The 17,861-nt window shown below is 55.5% G+C and carries 14 protein-coding genes and 1 tRNA gene; 6 read left to right on the top strand and 9 right to left on the bottom strand.

All coding sequences use genetic code 11. The features are described 5' to 3' along the window. The first annotated feature begins 78 nt into the window (after positions 1 to 78). Positions 79 to 1,470, top strand: a complete 1,392-nt coding sequence (locus MICA_RS07405) for a class II 3-deoxy-7-phosphoheptulonate synthase (protein ID WP_014103108.1) — start codon at positions 79 to 81, stop codon at positions 1,468 to 1,470. Positions 1,471 to 1,482: 12 nt separating this feature from the next. On the opposite strand, the gene pncB is transcribed toward MICA_RS07405, so the two are convergent. Continuing rightward, complete coding sequence (pncB, locus tag MICA_RS07410) at positions 1,483 to 3,069, bottom strand: nicotinate phosphoribosyltransferase (RefSeq protein ID WP_014103109.1); 1,587 nt, start codon at positions 3,067 to 3,069, stop codon at positions 1,483 to 1,485. Between the two features lie 73 nt (positions 3,070 to 3,142). Between pncB and MICA_RS07415 the strand changes: the two genes are divergently transcribed. From MICA_RS07415 to MICA_RS07435, 5 genes are all read left to right on the top strand, one after another. Continuing rightward, entirely contained in the window at positions 3,143 to 4,822 is a 1,680-nt protein-coding gene (locus tag MICA_RS07415; RefSeq protein WP_014103110.1) for an NAD+ synthase, read from the top strand. Positions 4,823 to 5,040: 218 nt separating this feature from the next. Then, on the top strand, positions 5,041 to 6,390 hold the full coding sequence (gene gltX, locus MICA_RS07420; RefSeq protein WP_014103111.1) for a glutamate--tRNA ligase: 1,350 nt from the start codon (positions 5,041 to 5,043) through the stop codon (positions 6,388 to 6,390). A 116-nt stretch (positions 6,391 to 6,506) separates the two neighbouring features. Then, on the top strand, positions 6,507 to 7,280 hold the full coding sequence (locus tag MICA_RS07425; protein ID WP_014103112.1) for an RNA methyltransferase: 774 nt from the start codon (positions 6,507 to 6,509) through the stop codon (positions 7,278 to 7,280). Between the two features lie 68 nt (positions 7,281 to 7,348). Continuing rightward, the gene (locus MICA_RS07430) at positions 7,349 to 7,606 is read left to right on the top strand and encodes a hypothetical protein (protein ID WP_014103113.1); all 258 of its coding nucleotides are present in this window, start codon (positions 7,349 to 7,351) and stop codon (positions 7,604 to 7,606) included. 79 nt (positions 7,607 to 7,685) lie between these two features. After that, the gene (locus MICA_RS07435) at positions 7,686 to 8,990 is read left to right on the top strand and encodes a hypothetical protein (protein WP_014103114.1); all 1,305 of its coding nucleotides are present in this window, start codon (positions 7,686 to 7,688) and stop codon (positions 8,988 to 8,990) included. A 6-nt stretch (positions 8,991 to 8,996) separates the two neighbouring features. On the opposite strand, the gene MICA_RS07440 is transcribed toward MICA_RS07435, so the two are convergent. From MICA_RS07440 to rpoD, 8 genes are all read right to left on the bottom strand, one after another. After that, a complete protein-coding gene (locus MICA_RS07440; RefSeq protein WP_014103115.1) occupies positions 8,997 to 9,365 on the bottom strand; it encodes a hypothetical protein in 369 nt (122 codons plus the stop codon). Between the two features lie 106 nt (positions 9,366 to 9,471). Next, the gene (gene rpsD, locus MICA_RS07445; RefSeq protein ID WP_014103116.1) at positions 9,472 to 10,089 is read right to left on the bottom strand and encodes a 30S ribosomal protein S4; all 618 of its coding nucleotides are present in this window, start codon (positions 10,087 to 10,089) and stop codon (positions 9,472 to 9,474) included. 182 nt (positions 10,090 to 10,271) lie between these two features. Further along, positions 10,272 to 11,036 (bottom strand): sulfite exporter TauE/SafE family protein, encoded by a 765-nt coding sequence (locus MICA_RS07450; RefSeq protein ID WP_014103117.1) that lies wholly within the window; start codon positions 11,034 to 11,036, stop codon positions 10,272 to 10,274. 106 nt (positions 11,037 to 11,142) lie between these two features. Next, entirely contained in the window at positions 11,143 to 12,957 is a 1,815-nt protein-coding gene (locus MICA_RS07455) for an autotransporter family protein (protein WP_236619875.1), read from the bottom strand. Positions 12,958 to 13,167: 210 nt separating this feature from the next. Further along, positions 13,168 to 14,556: an RNB domain-containing ribonuclease gene (locus MICA_RS07460; RefSeq protein ID WP_014103119.1), complete on the bottom strand. Its 1,389-nt coding sequence runs from the start codon at positions 14,554 to 14,556 to the stop codon at positions 13,168 to 13,170. 97 nt (positions 14,557 to 14,653) lie between these two features. Beyond that, positions 14,654 to 14,730 (bottom strand) — tRNA-Ile (locus MICA_RS07465). A gap of 18 nt (positions 14,731 to 14,748) precedes the next feature. Beyond that, positions 14,749 to 15,873, bottom strand: coding sequence for a phosphatase PAP2 family protein (locus MICA_RS07470; protein ID WP_014103120.1), 1,125 nt, complete (start codon positions 15,871 to 15,873; stop codon positions 14,749 to 14,751). 12 nt (positions 15,874 to 15,885) lie between these two features. Beyond that, complete coding sequence (gene rpoD, locus MICA_RS07475; protein ID WP_236619876.1) at positions 15,886 to 17,856, bottom strand: RNA polymerase sigma factor RpoD; 1,971 nt, start codon at positions 17,854 to 17,856, stop codon at positions 15,886 to 15,888. Positions 17,857 to 17,861: the final 5 nt, after the last annotated feature.

A 17,861-nucleotide genomic window follows, 5' to 3' on the forward strand; every position in this document is an offset into this window, starting at 1 on the left:
AAGATGGTTTTTCCGGCTATGCTGTTGTGCAAAATAACGAAAAATCTATGTAAATACGGATAGTTAGAGGCAAAAACCATGACCAAAACACATTGGACCCCGTCCAGCTGGCGCGACAAACCCGCCCGCCAATTGCCCGCTTATCCGGACGCCCTGGCCCTGAAACGGGTAGAGGAAGCCTTGGAGGCCCTGCCCCCGCTGGTCTTCGCGGGGGAGGCCCGCAACCTGACCGCCCAGCTGGCCGATGTCGCCGCGGGCCGCGCCTTCCTGTTGCAGGGGGGCGATTGCGCCGAAAGCTTCGCCGAATTCAGCGCCGGTAAAATCCGCGATTCATTCCGCGTGATTTTGCAGATGGCGATTGTCATGACCTTCGCCGCCGGATTGCCGATTGTGAAGGTGGGCCGCATGGCCGGGCAATTCGCCAAACCACGCAGTGATGATAACGAAACCATCGACGGCATCACCCTGCCCAGCTATCGCGGCGACAACGTGAACGGATTTGATTTCACCGCCGCCGCCCGCACCCCGGACCCGGACCGCATGATCCGCGCGTATCATCAGGCGGCGTCCACGCTGAACCTGTTGCGCGCCTTTGCCCAAGGCGGGTATGCCGATTTAAACCGCGTGCATAAATGGAATTTGGATTTCGTCAAGGACAGCAGTTTAAGCGAACGCTATGACGATTTGGCCACACGCATTGACCAAGCCCTGACCTTCATGGGGGCCTGTGGTATTACGGGTGATAAAGTTCCGGCCATTCGCGAAACAAACTTCTACACCTCGCACGAAGCATTGTTGTTGCCGTATGAAGAAGCCTTAACCCGCGTCGACAGCACGACGGGTGATTGGTATGCCTGCTCGGCCCATTTCCTGTGGGTTGGCGCACGCACGAACCAGACCGAAGGGGCGCAAATTGAATATGTGCGCGGCATCGCCAACCCGATCGGGTTGAAATGCCCGCCGGATCTGGACCCCGATACGCTGATCCGTTTGATCGACACGTTGAACCCCAACAACGAACCGGGCCGCCTGACCCTGATCGCGCGTATGGGGCATGGCAAGGTCGAAGAAAAATTGACCCCGCTGGTCCGCGCGGTAAAACGCGAGGGCCGCAGCGTTGTCTGGTCCTGTGACCCTATGCACGGCAACACATTCAAATCATCATCCGGTTACAAAACACGGAAATTTGAAAATGTTCTGGGCGAAGTGCGTGAATTTTTCGGCGTTCACGCGGCGGAAGGCACCCACCCCGGCGGCATCCACCTGGAACTGACCGGCCAGAACGTTACGGAATGCACGGGCGGCGCACAGGATATTACGGAGGAAAATCTATCCGACCGTTACCACACCCATTGCGACCCGCGTTTGAATGCAAACCAAGCCTTGGAAATGGCCTTTATGCTGGCGGAGGAATTGAAATCCCTGCGCCTGTCCCCGGCCACGGGAAACATCGCCCACGCGGCAGAGTAAATACGAAATGAATTACGCCGCCGTGGCCGAATCCCGCAAACGCAGGATCATGTCGCGGCGGTTTTTATACAGCCCTTCCTCAATCCCCACGACATAGACGTGGGGATTTTTCAATCGGCGGTGGGCGGGGTCCAGCATTTTCAAACCCGCCATCGCCCGCGCCCGTGCCATATGCACATCTTCCAACGGGATCACCATATCCCCGGCCCGGAAAACGGACACCAATGGGCGATACACATGCGCCCCGGGGCCGAACCGTTTGCGGCGCGTATCATCATCACGACGAATGGACGTCAACGGATGTGTCAAAACGCCATCACGCACCGGATCCGTTATAAAAACGGGTAAAATTGTATCGCCGTTATAACGCACCGGTTGGTCCCCGTCATAAACGACATAACGGATCACATCCAATTCACCGGGGATGGATGTTTTGATGGATTGTTCCGACAATTTGATGACATCACGCATGAAATTCGCATCCAGATGCGGCATTTTGCCCGCCTGCACCTGTTGGCGCATGGCATCGATTTCGGATTGGGATAAATCCGCCCCGAACACCGCACCCAATTTGTACACGCCCCCCAACGCCGGTTGCGCCTTGGACGTGGCCAGATTTGTGCCAACGCCCCACATATCAATACGCCCGCCTTCCTGACGAATGGCCAGAATGGTTTCTTCGTCCAGATCGTTGGACGCCACAATTTTCGCATCGGTAAACCCGGCGGCATCCAACAACGCGCGCGCCCGTTTTGACAGATACGCCAAATCACCGGAATCCAGACGAATACCCTTCATCGTCATGCCAGCGGATTGGCACGCGGCAATCGCGCGCTTAACGCCCTGCACCGTGTCATAGGTATCCACCAAAAACACGCCGTTATGCGGCATGGCCCGGGCGTAATCGGCGAAGGATTCAACCTCGTCCTCATACACCATCACCCATGCGTGGGCGAATGTTCCGGTGGATGGAATGCCATAGGCCAAATCGGCCTGCATGTTCGATGTGCCCGCAACGCCGCCAATCCATGCGGCGCGGGATGGTTCCAACCCGCCAATACATTGGGCGCGGCGCAAACCAAATTCCAAAATCGGCGCGCCACCGGCGACATCCGTTAAGCGCGCGGCCAATGTGGCGAACAAGGATTGCGAATTGATGACGTTCAGCAACGCGGCCTCGACCATCAAACATTGCCACAACGGCCCATGCACACGCATGATGGGTTCATCGGGGAAGGCCAATTCCCCCTCTGGCATGGCATCGATGCTCAGTTCCAGCTTTGCATCCTTCACCATGGCGATAAAATCGTCGGTGAACAAACGATGGTCCACACCCGTGGTCGGGTCGGTGACCATTTTACGTTTCATCCATTCGATTTCGTCCGGTCCGAACCGCCAGTTTTGCAACCATTCAAAAACAATATTCTGCCCCGCCGTGACCAGATAGGCCCCGCCAAACGGGTTTTTCCGAATAAACGCGTGGAACGTCGTATTCACATTGTGTTTGCCGTTGGTAAAGAAGGCCTGTGCCATGGTCAGGGCATATTGGTCCCCCCACAAAACGCTTTGCCGGGCCAAAGGATCTTTGAAATCGGGCATAATGCAATATCCTTACTTAAAACCGTGCCGCAAACGCGCTATGATCGGGCGGCACAGATTGAGGGATTATAGAATGACTGCACCCGCATTGGAACCGTTGCATATTACGCTGGCCCAAACGAACCCGACCGTGGGCGCCGTGACCAAAAATGCGGAAAAAATCCTGCAATATTATAACGATACCCCGGACACCACCGACCTGATCGTTTTTACGGAACTGGTTCTGGCCGGATATTCGCCGGAGGATCTGGTGTTAAAACCGGCCTTCCTTGCGTCCTGCGCCGCCGCAATTGAACAGATTGCCGCCGCCACGGCAGGCCGGCGCACACATATCCTGCTCGGCGCACCAATTTCCAGCGGACAGCCCAAACCGTATAACGCCGCCCTGTTGATCGGTGATGGGAAAATTGTTGAAACGCGATTGAAACATCATCTGCCCAATTACGGCGTGTTTGATGATGAACGCATTTTTACATCCGGTCCCCTGCCCGATCCCATCGCGTTCCGTGGTTATACGCTGGGCGTGATGGTGTGCGAAGATATGTGGTTCCCAGACGTATCCGCCAACCTAAAACAAAACGGCGCCCAAATTTTAATTGCCATTAACGGCAGCCCGTTTGACATGGGCAAACATGAAAAACGCCGCCTCGAGGCGAAAAAGCGCACCGCTGAAACCGGCTTGCCCTTAATCTACACCAATCAGGTTGGCGGACAGGATGCGATTTTGTATGACGGTGCATCCTTCATTATGAATGAAACCGGCGATGTGGTTGCGCAGATGGATACATTTGCCGAAGACCGCGCCGACAGCATCTGGACCATCACAGAAACGGGCAAGGCCCTGTGCCAATGCGACCACACCCGCCATGTTCCCGATGGGCATGAACGCATGTATGGCGCGTTGATGTTGGGCTTGCGTGACTATGTCACCAAAAACGGTTTCCCCGGCGTGGTTCTGGGGCTGTCCGGCGGGATCGACAGCGCCTTAACCGCCGCCATCGCCACCGACGCGCTTGGCCCATCCGCCGTGCATACGGTGATGCTACCCGGCCCATACACCGCGCAGGAAAGTCTGGACGATGCGACGGAAAGCGCGCGTTTACTGGGCATCGCGCACCAATCCATCAACATTATTCCGATGGTTCAGGCGTTTGAAAAGGAACTGGCCTCGAATTTCAACGTCGACACACCATCCATCACATTTGAAAATTTACAATCGCGCAGCCGGGGCGTGGCGTTGATGGCCCTGTCCAATGCGACCAACCGCATGGTTTTGACGACCGGAAACAAATCGGAAATGGCCACAGGATATGCGACCTTGTACGGCGATATGTGTGGCGGATTTAACGCACTGAAGGATGTTTACAAAACCGATGTGTTCGCCCTGTCGCGCTGGCGCAACGCGCATCACCCGGCTGGCAGTTTCGGCCCCCATGGCCCCGTGATGCCGGAACGCACAATCACACGCCCGCCCACCGCCGAATTGCGCGCCAACCAGACGGATCAGGATTCCCTGCCCCCCTATGACGTGTTGGACGCCATCCTGTTCGCCTTGATCGAAGGGGACCAATCCATCGCCGAAATTGTGGCCGCCGGACATGATGTGGACACGGTAACACGGGTGCAAAAATTGCTGGACCGGGCGGAATATAAACGCCGCCAATCCGCCCCGGGCACGAAAATTTCGCGCAAGGCCTTTGGCCCCGACCGCCGTTACCCCATCACCAACGGCTATACGGTTGAAAAACAATAGGTTTTTACACCTAAAGCACCCTTGCGCCGCAGGGGGTAAAACCTCTATATTGCAAGGCCTTACACCGTCCGTCATCCCCGCCTTGTGCGGGGATCCGGCACAATAAACGCGCGGCGCAATGCGCCGCACATAACGACTGGATCCCCGTTCGGCGGCGCGGCTTACGCCGCTTCTGGCCGGGGATGACAGCACTGAGATGATTTTGAAAGGTTTAAACCGTGTCCGTTCGCGTTCGTTTCGCCCCGTCCCCCACCGGTTATCTGCACGTTGGTAACGTGCGCGCCGCCATCGTTACATGGCTGTTCGCGCGCAAAAATGGTGGCAGCTTCCTGCTCCGTATTGACGACACCGACGTGGAACGCAGCAAGCCGGAATACGAAGCCGATATCGAAGCCGCCATGAACTGGCTGGGCCTGAACTGGGACGATCACGCCCGCCAACGCGACCGTGGCGACCGTTACAATGCGGTGATTGAGCAATTGAAATCCAATGGCCGTCTCTACGCCTGCTATGAAACGGCGGATGAACTGGCGCTGAAACGCAAGACTTTGCTGTCCCGCGGCCTGCCCCCGATTTACGATCGCGCGGCGCTGAACCTCACCGACGAGCAAAAAGCCAAATTCGAAGCCGAAGGCCGCAAACCGCACTGGCGCTTTAAAATGAACCCGACATCGATTGAATGGGATGATCTGGTCCGTGGCGCGGTGAAGTTTGATGGCGCACTGGTCTCCGATCCGGTGCTGATCCGTGAAGACGGCACGCCGCTGTACCACCTCTGCTCCGTCATCGACGATATTGATTACAAAATCACCCACGTCGTCCGCGGCGAAGACCACGTATCCAACACCGCCATGCACGTGCAGATGTTCGAAGCCATAGGTGCCCCGGTGCCGCAATTTGCGCACCTGCCGATGATTTCTGATTCCGAGGGTGGAAAATTGTCCAAACGTCTGGGCAGTTTGAGCGTGCGCGACCTGCGCGAAAATGAAAAACTGGAACCGATGGCGATCATCAGCCTGATGTCCCGCTTGGGCAGCGCCGATCCGATTGAGCCGTTCACATCAATCCAGCCGCTGATCGATCAATTCGACATGTCCAAATTCTCCAAAGGCGCGCCGAAATTCGATATGGAAGAACTCCTGCGCCTGAACGCGAAGATCGTCCACGAACTGTCTTTTGCATCGGTGAAGGACCGTCTGGCCGCAATGGGATTAAAAGATCTGGACGAAAATTTCTGGAACGCTGTCCGCCCCAACCTCGACCGCATGAGCGATGTGCAGGATTGGTGGAATGTGGCCAACGGCCCGGTTGAACCAATCATCAATGATTCCGATTTCGCCGCACAGGCCGCCGAGCTTCTGCCAGCCGCACCGTGGGATGGCACCACATGGAAAGCCTGGACCGAAGCGGTGAAGGCCGCCACGGGCCGCAAGGGCAAGGATTTGTTCATGCCCCTGCGTCAGGCCCTGACGGGCATGGATCACGGCCCCGAACTGGCCGTGCTGCTGCCGTTGATTGGCCCGGACAAAGCGCGCCAGCGCCTGACCGCCAAACGCGCTGCGGCGTAACATTTGACCAACCATACTCATGCGTCATACCGGCGAAGGCCGGTATCCATAGGATAGACCGTATGGACCCCGGCCTTCGCCGGGGTGACGAATGAGAGGGAAAGGCGTATTCCAAAATGACCGGAACAGATCGCACACAAATCGAACCCCCACAGGACCACGGGCCTGTGGTTATTCTCGTCGGCGCACAGATGGGCGAAAATATCGGTGCCGCCGCACGCGCGATGATGAATTGCGGCATTACGCGTATGCGTCTGGTGGCCCCGCGTGATGGATGGCCCAATCCCGCCGCCGAAGCCATGTCATCCGGTGCGCTGGAATTGATGCCCCCGGTCGAAGTGTTCGCCACAACGGCGGAGGCCTTGGCCGACATCAACCATGTTTATGCCACCACCGCCCGCCCCCGCGATATGGTCAAACACGTTTTGACCGCACGCGGGGCAGCGGAAGACATGCACACACGGATCAAGTCTGGTGAAAAAACGGCCATCCTGTTCGGCGCGGAACGCAGTGGACTGGCCAATGACGATGTGGCGCTGGCTCAATCGATCATCACCATTCCGCTGAACCCCGGTTTTTCGTCCCTCAATCTGGGGCAAGCCGTACTGCTGGTCTGCCATGAATTTATGAGCGCGGGCGACGCCACGCCACCGAAACAATTGCCCACCGGTGATTCCGCCCCGGCCACGCACGATGCTCTGGTCAATTTGTATGAACGGCTGGAAGATGCGTTGGATGATGCCGGGTTTTTCCGTTCGCCGGAAATGAAACCCTCCATCGTTCGCAACCTGCGCAACATGCTGGGCCGCGCCGAAATGACGGAACAGGAAGTCCGCACCTTCCATGGGATGATTTCCGTCCTGGCCGGGCGCCGGACCGGGCACGACTGACCCCCGACCATTAAACCTTTTATTAACCATGTTATGGCAAGTTTCCTCTAACGGAGGAATGCCTTAGTATGCTGGACCTGCTTATAAATTCTCTGACAACCTATTACGGGCTCGATTGGGTGTCCGTTGTTTTCGGCATTTCCGCAACCTATGCCCTGGGCAAGCAAAACCGCACTGGTTTCGTCTTCTCCGCCATTTCCTGTATCAGCGGTATCGCCGTGGCCAGCATTTCGGCCCAATATGGCTATGTCTGCTATAATTTCATCCTGATGGCCATGGCCCTGCGCGCTTACGCCAATTGGGGCCGGGTTCGCGCCACGGCATAGACGGCAAAAACTGGACAAGCCCCCTCTTTCCCCGTAGATTCGTCCCATAAAATAAAAAGACTATAAAACAGGGACATAAATGATGCCGCTTAAAGGCACAGCCGCGCGATGGGGCAAAGCCGTCGTTTTATCCTTCGCCCTTGTGGCCGGATGCCAGACATCATCAACGATGGTCGGCAATGACAACCAACCGCCACAACCACCCCGCTTTGACACCAGCACCGAACTCACCCATCTCTTCACCCGGCACAGCGCAACACCGGTGATCGTTTTGGACAGCGTTATGATTGAACGCGCCATGGATCATGCGCCCGAGGGAGCCGTCGGCGTCACCGCCGAAACAATTCTGCCCTCGCTGATCAAAACCCTGTCGGGGATTGAGGCCAGCGCGGACACCGTCGAAATGCTGGGACAGGCTTATTACAACCACGCCCCCGTCGCCATTCCCAACCACGACAATATTGGTGGCGATATAACGAAAAAACCCAATGATTTATGGATTGTTTTTGGCGACCTGCCCGGCGCGCCTGTCTATGGCACGCTGTTTATGTTCAGCAAAATCCACCCGGATAATTTCAAAAAAATCGCCCCCGATATTGATGTGGATGCGTTGCATATTCCGCCCCATCTGGCCGAACGTTTTATCAAACTGCACGAAGGATTCCACGCGATTGACAGGCGCTATACCATTGCCATGCACAATCTTCCGGAATTGCACGAAGAATCGTTTGCGGATTACGCCCGTCATAACGATATACGGATGCAGATTGAAGTCATTCACCAGAAAGCCGAAACCTTTGCCGATGTCGCCGCCGCATTGAAAATGGCGCAGGAAGGCCACGGCCAATATCTTGTCCCGTATGCCGCATCACGCGGCATGGCCCAATATTTCCGCCATCTGCACAGTCTGCAGCGCGGCCAGGGTTACGCCGATATGATCATGACGGACGAAACCGGCGTTATCGCGGATAAAGTATCGGGATGGCCGGACAATCTGACCTTCGTGCCCCAGCCCTTTACATCGCACAATACGGTGAAGGGATTGCTGATGGTCAATGATTTTGTGGCCCGCACCCCAGCCCGCACAATCCGCGCCATGACGATGGATGATATTCTGGCCAAGGCCTATGCCATCACCGAGTCCGCAACACCATCACCGGACACGCTACGGGCCCAGGCTTTTTACATGTGGAATGACGTTCGCAAAAATCTGGGGGAAACGACAGACCCGCTTCTGGTCGAAGATTTCTGCCCTGCCCCCTGCGCGTCCGCCATCACCCCGGCCCAGCGGGCCAGCGCCAAAAATGCGTATGATGATTATATCAACACGCTGAACCGCGCTGTGGCCCCATATCGCAAACCATCGCCGGGGCCGCAATCGTAGAAACGATCAGAGTTTCGGGTCGCGAGGCTTGAATGGCACAACGACCGATGCCCGGGCCCGCTCGACCTCTGCCGCCAGAGCCGGGCCATTGGCGATATGCACATCAATCTCAGCAATGATGTCCTGTACGGTTTGAATATTGGGATTGGATAAAACCGTGTCACCCTCGGCCTTTGCCATGTCTAGCAAGGCGACAAGATCATGCCGCTGGCATGCGCCACAGATCGTTGCGTCCGGCGTACCGACAATCGCCTCGACATAGGACGCGCCATAAGAACTGGAAATTTCATGGTACACAAATGTCGGGCGCGGTTGAAACCGGCCGGACCGGAACAAGGATTCCAATTCTGCTTTTGGCAGGAATGAATAATTCATGGCGCTATCCTTTTTGGTTATAGGAGCAACCTACGCAACTTCACCGCGATTGCGCAACAAAAAAGGCCGCCCGGTTGGGGCGGCCTTCTTCGAATTTCTGGTCCGATTAACGGCTGTAATATTCGATAACCAGGTTCGGTTCCATCTGTACTGCGTACGGAACGTCTTCCAGTTTCGGAGCGCGCAGGAATACGGCTTTCTTCGCCTTTTCATCCACTTGGATGTATTCCGGCAGGTTGCGCTCTTGGGATTCCATAGCGGACACAACCAGACCCATGTCTTTGGATTTTTGACGTACTTCGATGACGTCGCCGTCTTTTACTTGGTAAGACGGGATGTTCACGCGTTTGCCGTTCACGGTTACGTGACCATGGTTTACGAACTGACGAGCAGCGAACACGGTCGGTACGAATTTCGCGCGGTAAACAACCGCATCCAGACGACGCTCCAACAGGCCGATCAGGTTCTGGCCGGTATCACCACGCAGGCGGGATGCTTCCAGATAGTAGCGGCGGAATTGGCGCTCGCCAATGTTGCCGTAGTGCAGACGCAATTTCTGTTTCGCCAGCAACTGTTGACCATAGTCAGACAGTTTGCCGCGGCGTGCACCATGTTGGCCCGGAGCGGTTTGACGCTTGTTGAACGGGGACTTTGCACGGCCCCACAGGTTCAGGCTCAAGCGGCGGTCAATTTTGTATTTTGCACTTGGACGTTTCAACGCCATTGTCGTTTCCTTTCGAACATTATTGTCCCGATATCCATTGGTATTGGCCGAACCATTCGGCCAACGCACCCAAGTCATGGTGCTTTTCGGGAGTGCCCCGGTTTTAGACGGTTTTATGGGATCAAGTCAATGTTTCCGCGCCCTTTTTGGCAGAAAATCGCCCTTTTCCACCCTTTTAATTTTCATAATGAAAAGAATGTCAGCCGAACGCCCTGCCCCAGGCAGTATAAACAGACGATCGTGACCAGAATCCGGGTGAATTTTTTAAAATGGTGGTCGCTCATCCGGTGCAGAATCACACCCGCCACCGACGTGCCCGCAATGGCCGCCACCATAAAACCGGGGATAGCCCACCCCGGAATCGAATCCGGCCACACGGCCTGCCCGCTGACCAACGGCACCAACGACCCGAAATAGGTCAACCGGGTTAAATGCATCGCGCTTTGCGTAAACGCCTTGGTGCCGACGATTTCTTTGCGCGTCAACGGCGCGTTGTTATAGAGCAGATCCAGCAACGGCCCCACCACCCCCGCCGTCATTTGCACAAAGGTCAAAATGGTTGCCGTGAAAAACGTATGCACCTTGTTGGTGATATACAGCGTCACATAACGCTCGCCCGCCATGGCCAGCAACGGCAACGCCCCCATGGCCAGAAACACCACGCCCTTGTCCGGCACGAACCGGACCATCAGCATAATGCCAAACCCCGCCACCATGCCCGCGAAATACGGTGGCAACACCCGCCACACAATATGCCGCCGCCACAAAAAACTGCGCCACGCATTGGACACCAGTTGAATGCACGCATGCACACTCATCGCCGCGGCAACGGGCATAAAGCCCAGCAAAATCGTCATCAAAATCAACCCACCCGCCATACCAAACATGCCGGACAGGATCGCGGTGAGGAAGGTTGAGATGGTGATGATCAGGATGATGGGCGACATCCCCAGAGATTAACAGGGCATGCCCGGTATAACCAAGCCCGAATAGAAAACCGGAGGTAAATTTATATTTACCCCCGGTTTTGATCCGTCATGATGTTCTATGGCTTTAGAACTTAACGCCAAACCCGACAAAGCCGACATACCGATCTTCATAACGATCACGAGACAAATCAGCCCCGGCTTTCAGCGAGCGCGAATTATCCAGATCGTAACGCATCTCCGCCCCCAGACCAACATCAAACGTCGTCAAATCCCGCCCGTTGATGGTGGTGGCGCTTCCTGCACCGACAAAGCGTGTTGTATTGGAGGCCTCTTCAAGCTCCCACTGCTGGCCGACATAGGGACGCAGTTTAACAGCGAACGCCCGGCCATCTTCAAACTTCATTTCGCGTTGTACAGCCATGCCAATTTTTGCCGATGCGGTCGAAAACGTATCCGCCGAAACCGTCATGTTCATGGCCCCGCCACCCTTTTCCGTGTAGCCATCCGTACGCACCGCAGTGTAAGACACAGACGCAAACGGTTCGAATTCATAATCATCATGAGCGTATAAACGGCTGAGCGCCGCCGTCATGCTGCCGCTCCACCCGTCATAGTCACTGCGCGGTGATTGCGTCACGCCACCGACATCAACGTGGCGTTTAGATTCGTAATCGCCATAACCAACCATGGCCATGCCGCTCAACTTTGTAGCGCCGAAAAGCTTCTGTCCATATACGCCGATATTATAGTTATATCCTTCGGTATCGCCTGCATGGTTATCGACATCGACGTCCGTACGGAACATGCTGCCCAGAACGCCAATCATATGCGTTTGATCAAGCGCGAATTCTGCGCCCGTGACGAAACCACGGCTGAACGTGTCATACCCCATGGTGGATGTCGTGGCATCGCCATTGGCACCCGCCACGACAGCTTCGGTCCAGACCGCTTTCTGGCCCGGCTCATACCGGTCATAGGCACTAGCAGACAACGATAAAGACGGTGCCTGCCCCACTTCCGTCATTGCCTTCGCATTGCTATCCGCAAAAATCCAGCCAGACATATCGGCCTGACCATCGCGGAAATTCAGCGACGAAACAGAACCCACATTCCCTAGAACCGTGCCCACCTTTTCAACCAGAACATTGGTGGTTTGCCCGCTGGCGGACATCATGGTTTGGCCCGTTACGCTGGTATTCACGGGAAACACCTTTTTCATCACCTGTGCAATTTCTTCCGGCGATGTCAGGGTGTTCAAATATGTGCCGATAGTTGCGCGATCGCCGCCATTATTATCAAATCCGTCGAAATAACTGGCCAGTCCTTCCGCAGGCGTGCCCGTTGACGTCTGCACATACCCACCGCTGAAAAAACCGATTGGAACGATGGCGTAGCGAATAACCCCACCGCCATACAAGACATCGCCGCTGCCCGTGCCGTAAAATGTAATAACGCTGAATGTCGCGGAATCATCAATCGCACCAACAAAAGTACGATCACCCTGCCCGGCGGCAGAACCCTTGTTATCAGCGCGTTGTGTCGCGGTACCCACCAAAATCGGCGTTCCGCCATCAAAGCTGATATACAATTCGGACGGATAGCAGCACGTGCCCCAATCCCCCAAATCAATACCAAATCCGTTGATTGGATTGTCGAACGTAAATGTCAGGCCGGATGTAACCTGTCCATTCGCGCTCATTTGAATGGATTGCCCGCCCGGCACGCCCGCAATCGCATTCGTACCCAGATATGTATTATCGATAGAGCGGTTCAGGCCATTGGTTGCCGTAATTGTATAGGCACCACGATCCCATGTATTTCCGCCAACCAGCCCGCTGAGGGGATCGAGCGTCAACGTGCCGCTGGCACTGTTCACCAGATCATCGAATTCATCACGGCCATCGGGAATGGTATCGAAGAAGGGAATAGGCTGAGCCATCGCGGACGCCGCTCCCATCATAACGCCCGCACAGGCGCCGGATAAAAGAATGGCACGGGACACAGAACGCGAGATACGCTTCACAGAAATCATACAAAACACGGGGAACACTCCGACGCAGGACTGGGGCTTAACAAGCGAAAGAATTGTCCCACGCCGTCCCGGCTTTGTAAAGCGGGTACCGTTTTGTTTTAACAAGGAAATGTTGTATTAGGGGGCTGGAGAATTGACCGGAGCCGCCCCGGGAGTCTGCGGCTTCATCTGCCGCATCATCCGCTTCGCCGCCATGTTCAGGGCGGTGGTGGCATCGTAATGCGCGGCCCAGGTTACCGTTTGATTGCATTTCAGTGCCACCATCACGATATCAACGCCGTTGACCAGTAACAAACGTTCGGCCATCTGGGGCATTTTCATCCGGCGGTCGCTGCACTCTTTACGCAAGGCACCAATATCCGTTGCCGGGTTGCGTTCATCCGCAAAATGGGGGGATGTTGTGTCCTGTTCCGCGCGATGGTTCGCCCATGTGACATGCCAACCGGGCTGCGTTGTATGGTCCTGGTTCGTGGCGGCTTGGTTAAAGTTTGTGGTGAGGCGCGAAACTTCCTTCGCGTCGTTCAGCTGCACAGTTTTTCCATCCAAATGACGCGTCATAATTTTCAGACCAAGGAAGTCACGATATTTTTGCATCGGTGATGAAATTTTGGCGTAAGGTGGTGATGTCCGAATGATGGTTTCGATCACATCCAACGCGATGCGATTGCATTCGAGATCGAAATTGAAATCCTTGGACACATGCAGAACCTTGAAAAATCCCTGCGCCGATTTGAATGGGGCGGGCAAATTGTTATCAACGAAATATTCCGCCGCCGCCAGATTGGTCATGCGCATGATTTCATGGACCAGATCGGTGCCCTCATATCCCGGGCGGGGTGGGAATTCGGGCGCGGATGCGGGCTGAATATTATCGTTTACGGCCAGATTGTTGCAGATCTGCACCATATCATTTGTACGTTTTTCGTGCAGACGATGACCCAGATCGGTCCAGCGTTTTACATCCGCATCGCCCTTGGCCAATTCGCGCACAATATCATTGTCATTGCACTGTTTCAGGTTTTCAAAAACCGTGCGTTCAATAGAACAGGATTGCAAATTCAAATCCGCGTCCAGAACGAACGTAAACGTAACCGCCGGGCGTTTCTCCCCCTGTTGCAAGCTGATGCAGCTTTGCAGGAATTTGTAATTGAACAGCGGTTTGTCCACCCCAAAGGCCTTTTCAATCGACCGCGCAAAAATTTCCATCGGGTGTTGATTGGGGACCAGTGCGGGAACATCGGCGATACTGGATTGAATCATCCATCCACCATCATCCTTTGGTGTCATGAAAATTCCATCATCCAACAACCGTGCCCGCGGGTCATCGATGGTAATGCCCTGCACATGCACGCGGCCGGCCCCGTGCGTCAGCCCTTGCAAACGGCCCGCCGCGTTAAAATCGATCAGAATGTCATTGGCTGTTACGGGATTATTGAACCGCGCCTGGCGCTCTTGCTGCTGGCGCGTGCGTTTTTGGTTGGCATTCTTGTTTTTGTTACGCTTCATAATCCCTGCCCCGTATTTTGCCAGATTGAGCCCCGGCTTTTTATAGATCCCAGAACCCTATGATAAAAATATGGAAATTGCAAGATTTTGAGGGAAATGGTGGGCCAGGCCGGACTTGAACCAGCGACCAAACCGTTATGAGCGGTCCGCTCTAACCAACTGAGCTACTGGCCCTTTTCATCTATTGTCGTATCAGGGTTGTACCGCCCTATCAAGGGGGGCGACAGGTTGGATTTCCGGCTTTTGCCCGGGTTTTTCGCCCATTTTCCGGCGCAAAGCCCACCCGGCTGCGGCCCACAGGACCGTAATAATGGCGATGCTGGCATACCCATCAATGGCGTAGTGCCAGCCCAGAACGACCGACCCCACCATGATGGCGGCGAAAAACGCCCCCATAAAAGCCATGACCCACCACCGCCGCACGGCAAAGGCGTACAGCACCAACAGCCACGCCACGGCGACATGCATGCTGGGCATTGCGGAAATGGCGTTCATGTCCAATTTGGTTTCATCACCCCACAAATCCTTCAACGTCACGGCAATATCCAGCGCGCGCAGCGGCGTTTGGTCGTGAATGGATTGCAAGGCGGCCAGATGCGCGGTGTACCCGTTCAGCGGCAGGTCGGGGTAAAAATCCTTCAGATAAATCGGCCCGACAGAGGCCAGCGCAATCGCCAACCCCGTGCCAATCACCATCCACGACACGCAATACACCCAGAGATATTGCAGTCGCCGCACACGGTTGCGGTCACAGAACACAACCCATGACGTGGTGCCAAACATCACCGGGAACCACAGAATATAAATCTTATCAATCGCGCGAATGATCCATGGGTGTTCATACAGACCACCCAGCCAATCCATCGCCGAGCGTCCACCGTGAAGCATCTCTTCCAGATGGATCATCACCGGGTCCCAGTGATAATTATCCAGTAACGGCAACAGCCCCTTGCCAATGAAGAACTGGCTAAGGCCGATAATCGCCACTGTCCCTAAAATGGTATCGGCCAGAACCGGCCATGTCGTGTAGGGGTGGATGATCTGGTCAAAAACACTGTTGATCCGCTGGCTGAGGCCCTTACCACCGTCGCGCAAGGCCGTAACAACCGCCCGACCATAGGCCAGCGCCAGCAACACACCCCAGAATGCAAAGGCAATCAGCAGGGCCATCAGGGCATAGCCCACGCCCTGCAACAATTCACGGGCCGGAACACCAAACCCCAGAACCGCAACACCGGATACAACCAGATAATAAGCAAACACGACCACGATCAGAGATCCGTGGTCGTGCCATGATTGTTTCCAGGTGCCGGACATTGACGCCTGTACTTATGTATCCAGGAAGCTGCGCAGTTTGCGCGAGCGGCTTGGGTGTTTCAGTTTGCGCAAGGCCTTCGCCTCGATCTGACGAATACGCTCACGCGTTACGTTGAACTGCTGCCCGACTTCTTCCAGCGTGTGGTCGGTGTTCATGCCGATACCAAAACGCATCCGCAGAACGCGTTCTTCACGCGGGGTCAGGGTCGCCAGAACGCGCGTGGTTGTTTCACGCAGGTTCGAGTGAATGGCCGCATCAACGGGCAGAAGCGCGTTCTTGTCCTCGATGAAATCACCCAGTGTCGAATCTTCTTCATCACCGATCGGGGTTTCGAGGGAGACTGGCTCCTTCGCGATTTTCAGAACTTTACGCACCTTGTCCAACGGCATGTGCAGACGTTCGGCCAGCTCTTCCGGCGTCGGCTCGCGACCAATTTCGTGCATCATCTGGCGGCTGGTGCGGACCAGCTTGTTGATCGTTTCGATCATGTGCACAGGGATACGGATTGTACGGGCCTGATCCGCGATGGAACGCGTGATCGCCTGACGAATCCACCATGTGGCATAGGTCGAGAATTTGTAACCACGGCGATATTCGAATTTATCAACCGCCTTCATCAAACCGATGTTCCCTTCCTGAATCAAATCCAGGAATTGCAGGCCACGGTTGGTGTATTTCTTGGCGATGGAGATAACCAGACGCAGGTTGGCCTCGACCATCTCTTTCTTCGCGCGGGCAGCTTCGCGTTCGCCCTTCTGCACCGTACCAACGATACGGCGGAATTCACCCAGCGGCACGCCCGCATCGTCGGTCACCGTCACGATTTGCGTGCGGATTTCACCGACTTCGGCAACATGCTTCTCGGCAAACTTGGCCCAGCCCTTGCCCGTCAGCTTGGCAACCTTGGCCAGCCAGTTCGGGTCCAGTTCAGAACCATAGTAATTTTGCAGGAAGTCTTCGCGCTTCACGCCGCAATCAACGGCCAGACGCATCAAGCGCCCTTCCAGGCTGACGACTTCGCGGTTCATTTTATACAAACGGCCAACCAGCTGTTCGATACGGGCGTTGTTCAAACGCACTTCGTTCATCAGCTCGACCATCTGCGCTTTCAGATCGTCATATTTCTTGTTCGTTGCGGCCGGGGGCTGCTTGGCGTTTTGCAGATGTTCAAAACGCTCCTGCTGCACCTTCTGCATTTTCTTGTAGGTTTTCTGAATCTTCGAGAAGCTTTCAGACACCTGCGGCAGCAATTCCTGTTCCATCGCGGACAGGGACACAGCGTTTTCTTCCTCGCCGCCTTCTGCGCCCTCGGCGCTTTCGCCTTCGGGTTCGTCCAGATCATCGGCCGGCGGTGCGCCGTCGCTGGAATCGCCATAGGTGGCATCCAGGTCGATCACTTCGCGCAGGAGGATATCGCCCTTCTGCAGCGCTTCGTACCAGGCAATCATGGATTCAATGGCCAGCGGGCTTTCGCAAATGCCGCCGATCATCATTTCACGGCCAGCTTCGATCCGCTTGGCAATCGCGATCTCACCTTCACGGGACAGCAGCTCAACCGAGCCCATCTCGCGCAGGTACATACGCACCGGGTCATCGGTCCGACCGGAATCGTCCGAGCTGATGTTCCCGCTGCTTTCGTATTCTTCGCCCTTTTCGGCTTCTTCAACGTCGTCTTCGCTGTCGACCAGTTGGATGCCCACGTCGGACATGGTCGCCATCGCGTCTTCGATCTGCTCCGAAGAAAATTCCTCGGCCGGAATCGCGCTGTTGATTTCGTCATAGGTCAGGAACCCGCGTTCCTTGCCCTTCGTCACCAATTTCTTGACGATGGATTCCAAAGAGCCGCGCGGCTTGGCCGGAGCGTCATCGGTTGCGGCTTCTTGCTGTTGTCCTTTTGCGGCCTTGTCCGCAGCGGGGGCTTTCTTGCCCTTCGCGGCCTTGGCATCTTCTTCAACCGCAGGAGGTGTTTGTTTTACGCTCATCTTCG

This window comes from Micavibrio aeruginosavorus ARL-13, from assembly GCF_000226315.1.
GTDB lineage: Bacteria > Pseudomonadota > Alphaproteobacteria > Micavibrionales > Micavibrionaceae > Micavibrio > Micavibrio aeruginosavorus_B.

Excerpts from the sequence above, each read along its gene's own strand:
- MICA_RS07405 (WP_014103108.1), top strand. The coding sequence starts at position 79 with ATGACCAAAACACATTGGACCCCGTCCAGCTGGCGCGACAAACCCGCC.
- pncB (WP_014103109.1), bottom strand. The coding sequence starts at position 3,069 with ATGCCCGATTTCAAAGATCCTTTGGCCCGGCAAAGCGTTTTGTGGGGG.
- MICA_RS07415 (WP_014103110.1), top strand. The coding sequence starts at position 3,143 with ATGACTGCACCCGCATTGGAACCGTTGCATATTACGCTGGCCCAAACG.
- MICA_RS07425 (WP_014103112.1), top strand. The coding sequence starts at position 6,507 with ATGACCGGAACAGATCGCACACAAATCGAACCCCCACAGGACCACGGG.
- MICA_RS07430 (WP_014103113.1), top strand. The coding sequence starts at position 7,349 with ATGCTGGACCTGCTTATAAATTCTCTGACAACCTATTACGGGCTCGAT.
- MICA_RS07435 (WP_014103114.1), top strand. The coding sequence starts at position 7,686 with ATGATGCCGCTTAAAGGCACAGCCGCGCGATGGGGCAAAGCCGTCGTT.
- MICA_RS07440 (WP_014103115.1), bottom strand. The coding sequence starts at position 9,365 with ATGAATTATTCATTCCTGCCAAAAGCAGAATTGGAATCCTTGTTCCGG.
- rpsD (WP_014103116.1), bottom strand. The coding sequence starts at position 10,089 with ATGGCGTTGAAACGTCCAAGTGCAAAATACAAAATTGACCGCCGCTTG.
- MICA_RS07450 (WP_014103117.1), bottom strand. The coding sequence starts at position 11,036 with ATGTCGCCCATCATCCTGATCATCACCATCTCAACCTTCCTCACCGCG.
- MICA_RS07455 (WP_236619875.1), bottom strand. The coding sequence starts at position 12,957 with ATGGCTCAGCCTATTCCCTTCTTCGATACCATTCCCGATGGCCGTGAT.
- MICA_RS07460 (WP_014103119.1), bottom strand. The coding sequence starts at position 14,556 with ATGAAGCGTAACAAAAACAAGAATGCCAACCAAAAACGCACGCGCCAG.
- MICA_RS07470 (WP_014103120.1), bottom strand. The coding sequence starts at position 15,873 with ATGTCCGGCACCTGGAAACAATCATGGCACGACCACGGATCTCTGATC.
- rpoD (WP_236619876.1), bottom strand. The coding sequence starts at position 17,856 with ATGAGCGTAAAACAAACACCTCCTGCGGTTGAAGAAGATGCCAAGGCC.